The organism is Candidatus Cloacimonas sp., assembly GCA_039680785.1.
In the GTDB taxonomy this organism is placed as follows: domain Bacteria; phylum Cloacimonadota; class Cloacimonadia; order Cloacimonadales; family Cloacimonadaceae; genus Cloacimonas.
This window is the reverse complement of sequence record JBDKSF010000053.1, coordinates 1-8,504: the sequence shown is the minus strand read 5'-3', so window position 1 is coordinate 8,504 and position 8,504 is coordinate 1. Positions and strand designations below refer to the sequence as shown.

The 8,504-nt window shown below is 39.5% G+C and carries 4 protein-coding genes; all 4 read right to left on the bottom strand.

Annotated features, from left to right (window positions below):
* Positions 1–712 precede the first annotated feature (712 nt).
* Positions 713–4,174, bottom strand: coding sequence for an SBBP repeat-containing protein (locus ABFC98_03475; GenBank protein ID MEN6445088.1), 3,462 nt, complete (start codon positions 4,172–4,174; stop codon positions 713–715).
* Between the two features lie 135 nt (positions 4,175–4,309).
* Positions 4,310–4,504: a hypothetical protein gene (locus tag ABFC98_03470; GenBank protein ID MEN6445087.1), complete on the bottom strand. Its 195-nt coding sequence runs from the start codon at positions 4,502–4,504 to the stop codon at positions 4,310–4,312.
* Positions 4,505–4,559: 55 nt separating this feature from the next.
* Positions 4,560–8,261, bottom strand: a complete 3,702-nt coding sequence (locus ABFC98_03465; GenBank protein ID MEN6445086.1) for an SBBP repeat-containing protein — start codon at positions 8,259–8,261, stop codon at positions 4,560–4,562.
* A 5-nt stretch (positions 8,262–8,266) separates the two neighbouring features.
* A partial coding sequence (locus ABFC98_03460; GenBank protein ID MEN6445085.1) for a hypothetical protein occupies positions 8,267–8,504 on the bottom strand: 238 nt, incomplete at its 5' end.

Genomic DNA, 8,504 nt, shown 5'->3' with positions numbered 1-8,504 from the left:
ACAGTTCCCGCTTAATTTTAGGGAAGCTTGATATTTTTTTGTTGTGGGTTGACCAGGAGGTCAACCCTCCTTTATTTATCGCCGGGTTAAAACCGTCGCTATTATTTGTCGTTCCGCATGGACTTTTTTATCATTGTTTCAATGCAACGGGTTAAAAACCCGTCGTTAGTATGTGTCGTTCCTAACGGAACTTTTATCCTTATATGTCTTTCTTTTCGAGGGGCTTACGCCCCATCGCTATGATTGTGTTCCCCTTTGAGTTAAAATCGGTTTTGCTTGTGATCTGCCAGACAATTTCATTCTTTTTTCCTATCTTTGAACAATGTCATTAATAATCTCATAGTATAGGCCGATTTTGACTGCCGACAGATTATTTACGCCTCATCGCTATGATTGTGTCGCCCACAAGGGGCTTTTTAGGGTTGTAAAAAAAAATGAGGTTGTGTCATTTTTATCGAGGGGCTTACGCCCCATCGCTATGTTTGTGTCGCCCACAAGGGGCTTTTTAGGGAAATTAGTGTTTTAACAATCCCCAAAATCTCTATAATCCTGTTCATCTCAGAGCTATTATCTTTTCTCTCTGCTCTCAGCCCTAAGCAAATTTATCCTCTTAATCCTTAAATCCTTCCAATCTTATTTCTTCCAGACCTATTCTTTTTTAATCTGTGTACTTACATTTTTCGGTATCTTCGGTGTTTTCGGTGGCTAAAACTTATTCTGAAATCCTCGTTTCTCCCGCTTGCAATATATTCCTAACCTCGGTTTCGGTCATTCCTCTGCTCAAACCCAAGTTTCTCAGGTCAACTATCTCCCTGCCATAGAACTTATAGGCAACAACCCGATAAAACATATAGGGTGCGTGTAAACCTACTAATGAGTGGGTATAAGTTAAATCCGGTGTAGCACCGTGAAAATAAAACTCCCCGTCGGGATTGGCTGAGCCATTGTAAAACACAAGGTAATAATCCGGCACAATAGGGGTATCAAAAATGGTCTCCGTTACTGCATCCCAGGTAAGAACAGCATTGTAGCCATCCATCACGCAGACAAGGTTATCAGGTGGTTTTGGAGGAACATATTCACCCGTGCCTCTTAGCTCTAAAGTATAAAGCGGAGAATTTACGGAATTATTGTGAATATAAAGGGTATCACTAACTGTTCCTGCCACCTGCGGAGTAAAAAGCAAAGATATTGCGGCTTCTTCTCCTGCGGGAATAGTTATCGGAAGTGCTATATTTACCAAACTGAAGAGAGAATTGGATTCTTCCCAACTAAGGTTATCAATAAGCAACTCTGCTGTGCCGGTATTGCTGATCACAACGGAAAAGGGAGCAGAACTACTGCCCAGATAAACAATACCGAAATTCAGGACTGTTGGCGGATTAACCTCTATCTCGGGAACACGTTGGATAACAGTTATATAATTCTCTCTGGTAAAGGAAGCGGTAGAATCGTAAGAATTGGTAATTGTTAGCGTAACTGAATACACCCCCGGCTGATGATATACATAAACAGGATTTTGTTCATTAGAATTATCTCCATTGCCAAAATCCCAATTCCAAAAGTAAATATTGCCCGTTCCGGCAGTGGATTGGTCAGTAAAATGAACTTCCAAGGGCTGTAACCCGGAAGTGACATCAGTTGTAAAACTCACTGTGGGTGGTATAATTAAAGGAGTGATAGTAAAAACACCATCCGATACATCAAAAATGGCACTATTGGCAGAATCGCGAACTTTTACCAGACAATTGGCAGAGGGATTATTGGGTACAAACCAATCATATCTCCCGATTGAAGCATTTATAGGACTGGCTTGAACAGGTAGCCAGTTTACTCCTCCATCAATACTATAATCAATTACAACAAAAGTTCCCTCTTCCATACTTGACCAAAGTATATTATAAATACTATAAACTGTTATGTATTCATTACCATTAGGAGTAATTATTGTAATTTGTGGACGGATGGTAAAGGGATTATCGCTTATATCCCAAATTGTATCATCGGAGGCATCCGAGATTTTGATTAAGCATTGATTGGAATTAATATTAGGTATAATCCAACTATAACTTCCTGTAGCAGCAGAAACATAATTGGCTATCGTTACCCAGGAATTGCCATTATCAGAGCTGTATTCCAGTTTCAGATTATTGATATAAGCTACTGACCAGCTAATATTCTTTCTACTCTGAGCTCCCCATATTTCTAGACCATTAGGGTTGAGCAATTGTAACTTACAAATACTAAATGACTGGTCACTCCAATCGTAAACAGAGGGCTGGGAAGAATCGCATACTTTTAAGTAGCAGATAGGAGCACTAATATCAGGAACAGTCCATTCATAAGTTCCCATATTGGCAGGAAGAGAAGTAGCAATACTATTCCAGGTAAGCCCAGCATCACAGGAATAAACTAAATTTACCATATTGACTCCTGTTGCTGTCCAATTGATGGAGTAATTTCTTCCTGCTTGTAACTTAGAATAATTGGGCTCCGTGAAAGATAAAGAATAGGGCTCTGAACTGCTAATAGAAAATGTCTCATCTGAAATATCAAACCAGGAGCTGTTTATAGTGCTTACCACTTTAATTAGACAATTACTGGAGCTTACATAAGGGACGGTGAAAGAAAATTTGCCTAAGGTCTCCTCAATTGGACTGGAATTCAGCATTATCCAATTTACTCCATTATCCATTGATAATTGGATATTTACATAATTACACATATTAGAATTCCAGTAAATGGTTTTTGTGATTCCCATCCTCCATTGTTCTCCCCCATTCGGAGCTAAGACCTGATAAACAGGTAAACCTATTTTGGAGATAAAAATGTCATCTCCACCACTGCTGGTTAAGGTAGTAGTGCCAAAGGTAGCACTTTCTGCAAAACAACCTGTAACATAGCTGTTTCCGTTTGCGTCTACAGCAATGTTTTTGCCTTCTACATAACTATATCCACCCGCTTGCTTTGCCCAGAGCCAGTTACCGTTGCTATCCAGCTTGGTAACAAAGATATCCCGATAACCAATGCTTGTTAAGGTAGTAGCTCCAAATGTAGCGGTACCATCAAAAAAACCTGTAACATAGCTGTTACCGTTGTCATCAACAACAATGCTATAGCACATACAATTGCAAATATAATAATCATTTCCCCCAGCTTGCTTTGCCCAGAGCCAGTTACCATTGCTATCCATCTTTGCTATAAATATATTCCCATAATCAAAGTTACTGTATAGGTTAGTAGCTCCAAAAGTAGCACTTCCTTGAAAAATACCTGTAACATAGCTGTTACCATTGGCATCAACAGCAATGTCCAGGCCTTCAGTATAAAATGCTTCTTCAGGTTGCTTTGCCCAGAGCCAGTTACCGTTGCTGTCCAGCTTGGCAACAAAGATGCCATAACTACCATTACTGGTTAAAGTAATAGTGCCGAATGTAGCATTAATAAAAAAATTACCAGTAACATAGCTGTTTCCATTAGCATCAACAGCAATACCATCTCCCCAATCATAATCTGTTCCCCCGGCTTGCTTTGCCCAGAGCCAGTTACCGTTGCTATCCAGCTTGGCAACAAAGATATCCATACTACCACTGCTGGTTAAAGTAATAGTGCCGAAGTAACAACTACTACTAGAAAAACTTCCTGTAACATAGCTGTTTCCGTTGGCATCAATAGCAATGCCACTGCTTCCATCAATATTTGTTCCCCCGGCTTGCTTTGCCCAGAGCCAGTTACCGTTGCTATCCAACTTGGCAACAAAGATGTCATTATTTACACTGTAACTATTTGTTAAAGTTATAGAGCCGAAGGTTATGCTACTACTTTCAAAACTTCCTGTAATATAGATATTTCCGTTGTCATCAACAGCAATTCTACTACCAGAATCATTATTTGTTCCCCCAGCTTGCTTTGACCAGAGCCAGTTACCATTGTTATCCATTTTGGCAATAAAAATATCAGATCTTCCACTGCTGGTTAAAGTAGTATTGCCGAAGGTAGCACTACCAGAAAAATAACCAGTTACATAGCTGTTTCCGTTGGCATCAATAGCAATGCTATTGCCAGAATCATTATCTGTTCCCCCGATTTGCTTTGCCCAGAGCCATTCCTCGGTTTGGGCAAAAAGTAATATTGAGCAGAGAACTAAGATAAATAGAAAAAATGTCTTTTTCACGATATCCTCCCGTAGAGTTTTATATTTCTATTTGATTTTAAAAAAACAAAGAGACAAAGAATGTCTATTTTTACATGGTAAATATAGTTCAATGTAACTTGGTTTATTATGGTACACATTTCTGCATAAACTCCTTTATTCCTTTTTTCTTTTATATTTTTCTTCAAACCTGCCAATCTTTTTTGGTGTAGCCGGAACTTGCTGAAGCTCCGCATAGTGGTAACTCTTTCTTGCAGAGGAACGACGTCCTCCGACTACACAAAAAGAGAAAGGAGTTCTCTTCAACCCATTTCTATTTAATAATCCCATAAATCCTTTTAAGCTGTTCATCCCAGTCCTATTATTTTTTTTCTCTCTGCTCTCAGCCCTCTGCAAATTTATCCTCTTAATCCTTAAATCCTGAAATCCTTGTTTCTGAAATCCTCGTTTCTCCCGCTTGCAATATATTCCTAACTTCGGTTTCGGTCATTCCTCTGGTCAAACCCAAGTTTATCAGGTCAATTTTCCCTCTGCCATAAAACTTATAGGCAACAACCCGATAAAACATATATGTTGTATGTAAACCTACTAAGGAGTGCGTATAAGTTAAATCAGGTGTAGCACCGAGAAAATAAAACTCCCCGTCGGGATTAGCTGAGCCATTATAAAACACAAGGTAATAATCCGGCACAATAGGGGTATCAAAAATGGTCTCAGTTACAGCATCCCAAGTAAGTACAGCATCGTAGCCATCTATTACACAGACAAGGTTATTGGGCGGTTTCGGAGGAACATATTCACCAGTGCCTCTCAGCTTTAAAGTATAAAGCGGAGAATTTACGGAATTATTGTGGATATAAAGGTTATTACTAACTGTTCCTGCTACCTGCGGAGTAAATAGCAAAGATATTTCGGTCTCTTCACCCACAGGGATAGCTATCGGAAGCTCTATGTTTTCCAAACTGAAGAGAGAATTGGGTTCTTCCCAACTAAGGTTATCAACAAGCAATTCGGCTGTGCCAGTATTGCTGATCACAACGGAAGAGGGAGCAGAACTACTACCCAAATACACAATACCGAAATTCAGGACTGTTGGCGGATTAATCTCTATCTCAGGAACGCGTTGGATAACATTTATATAATTTTCTCTGGTAAGGGAAGCAGTAGAATCGGCAGAATTAGTAACCGTTAGTGTAACCGAATACACTCCCGGGTCTTGATATACATAAACCGGGTTTTGCTCATTGGAATTATCTCCATTGCCAAAATCCCAATTCCAAGCGTTAATATTACCCGTTCCGGCAGTGGATTGATCTGTAAAATGAACTTCCAGGGGCTGTAACCCGGAAGTGACATCAGCTGTAAAATTCACTGTGGGTGGCAATAATACCGGATTGATAGTAAAGACCTCATCCGATACATCAAAAATGGCGCTATTGTCAGAATTGCGCACTTTTATCAGACAATTGGTAGAAGGATTATTGGGCACTAACCAGTCATATCTGCCTACAGATGCAGGATAGGGACTGGTGTGAACAGGCAGCCAATTTACTCCTCCATCAATACTATAATCAATTAAAACAAAGGACACCTCTTCCGTATTTAACCAAAATATACTATATATACTATTCACTGTAAAATACTCATTCCCGTTTGGGTCAATTACAATAATATACGGGCGGATTATAAAGGGATTGTCGCTTATATCCCAAATTGTATTATCGGCAGCATCTGAGATTTTTATTAAACATTGGCTGGAAATAATATTGGGCAAAGTCCAGCTATAGCTGCCTGCAGCAGCAGAAACATTATCGGCTATCGTTAACCAGGAATTGCCGTTATCCGAACTGTATTCCAGTTTTAAATTACTAATATTAGCTACTGACCAGCTAATATTCTTTATACTTTCAGCTCCCCATATTTCCCCACCATTAGGACTTAGTAATTGTATCTTATAAATACTAAATGATTGGTCACTCCAATCGTAAACAGCGGGCTGGGCAGAATCGGATACTTTTAAATAGCAGATAGGACCACTAATATCAGGAACAGTCCATTCATAAGTTCCCAAATTGGCTGGAAGAGAAGTAGCAATATCATTCCAGGTAAGCCCAGCATCATAAGAATAAGTTAAATTTACCATAGTGGTTCCAGATGCTGTCCAATTGATGGAATAGTTTCTTCCTGCCTGTAGTTTAGAATAATTGGGTGCCGTTAATAATAAATAATAGGGCACGTTATCACTAATAGTGAATGTCTCATCTGAAATATCAAAACAATTACAATTTTCTGTTCTTACCACTTTTATTAAGCATTGATTGGAGCTTACATCAGGGACAGTGAAGGAAAATCTTCCCAATGCTACCTCAACCGGACTGGAATTTAGCATTATCCAATTTGCTCCATTATCCAAAGATAATTGGATATTTACATAATTACCTGCACTAAAATTCCAGTAAACGGTCTTTGTGCTTCCCATACTCCACTGTTCTCCTCCATTCGGAGCTAAGACCTGATAAAGGTTACCTATTTTGGAGATAAAAATATCAGAGCTACCACTGCTTGTTAAGGTAGTAGTGCCGAAGTTAGCAATAACATAAAAATTACCTGTAACATAGCTGTTTCCATCGGAATCAACAGCAATGCTATAGCTATAATCATCACCTGTTCCCCCGGCTTGCTTTGCCCAGAGCCAGTTACCGTTACTATCCAGCTTTGTAACAAAAATATCCCTGTTATTAGAATATACATAATGTACACTACTGGTTAATGTAGTATTGCCGAAGGTAGCACTATCAGAAAACCAACCGGTAACATATATGTTTCCGTCGTAATCAACAGCAATGCTATTACCCTCATCACAAACTGTTCCCCCAGCTTGCTTTGCCCAGAGCCAGTTCCCGTTGCTGTCCAGTTTGGCAATAAATATGTCATAACTGGTTAGTGTAGTAGTTCCAAAGGTGGCACTACCAGAAAAAACACCTGTAACATAGCTGTTACCGTTGGTATCAACAGTAATGCTCTTTCCCTCATCATAATCTGTTCCCCCGGCTTGCTTTGCCCAGAGCCAGTTACCGTTGCTATCAATCTTAGCAACAAAAATATCATACCAACCACTGCAGGTTAAGGTAATAGTGCCGAAGGTAGCACTTCCTCCAAAATAACCTGTTAAATAGCTGTTTCCGTTAGCATCAGCAGCAATTCCATAACCTTTATCATCATTGCTTGTTCCACCGGCTTGCTTTGCCCATAGCCAGTTACCGTTATTATCCAGCTTGGCAACAAAGATGTCAGAGCTTCCACTGCTTGTTAAAATAGTAGTTCCAAATGTAGCACTACTTTTAAATAATCCGGTAACATAGTTGTTTCCGTTATCATCAACAGCAATGCTATTGCCACAATCACCACTTGTTCCTCCGGCTTGCTTTGCCCAGAGCCAGTTACCATTTCTATCCAACTTGGCAACAAAGATGTCAGGATCACCACTGCTGTTTAAAGTAGTAGTTCCGAAGGTAGCATTACCAGAAAATCCACCGGTAACATAACTGTTTCCGTTGGCATCAACTGCAATGCTATAGCCATAATCTTCATTTGTCCCTCCAGCTTGCTTTGCCCAGAGCCAGTTTCCGTTGCTGTCCAGCTTAGCAACAAAGATGTCATACACCCCACTGCTGGTTAAGGTAGTAGTACCGAAGGTAGCACAACCATTAAAATTACTTGTAACATAGCTGTTTCCGTTAGCATCAACAGCAATGCTATTACACCAATCATAATCTGTTCCCCCGGCTTGCTTTGCCCAGAGCCAATCCTCGTTTTGAGCAAAAAGTAATATTGAGCTGATAACTAAGATAATAAGTAAAAATGTCTTTTTCACGGTATCCTCCCGTAGAGTTTTTTCTTTTGCTTGATAATCATCAAATACAGGGTTAAAAAAGGTATATTTATGTTCTGTAAAAGGAGAAACAGTAATCTGCTTGGCTTTGTTAAGATAAACATAATAATGTTCGGTAAATATGGCAATGTTGTTTGCCTTGTTAAGATAGACATAATAATGTTTGGTAAATATGGTAATGTTTCCTGCCTTTTTAAGATTAGCATATCCTATCAATCCCTTTAGAACTTATTCATAATTACTTTAATAATTATATGCAAATATCTGTCAAGTTTTTTTCGTGTAGTCGGAGCTCGCTGAAGCTCCGCATTTTGTGTTTCCAAAATAAAATCTGTGAGAGTATATTTTACAGGAAGAACGGCGTCCACCTGTACCTGGCAATATTTTTGTACCGGCGCTCGCTGTAGCGCCGAAAAAATAAGGCGGAACGGCGTCCACCTGTACTTGGCACCGCAAAAG

Bases quoted from the DNA above. Each gene is read 5' to 3' on its own strand.
- ABFC98_03470 (MEN6445087.1), bottom strand. From the start codon at position 4,504: ATGAACAGCTTAAAAGGATTTATGGGATTATTAAATAGAAATGGGTTG.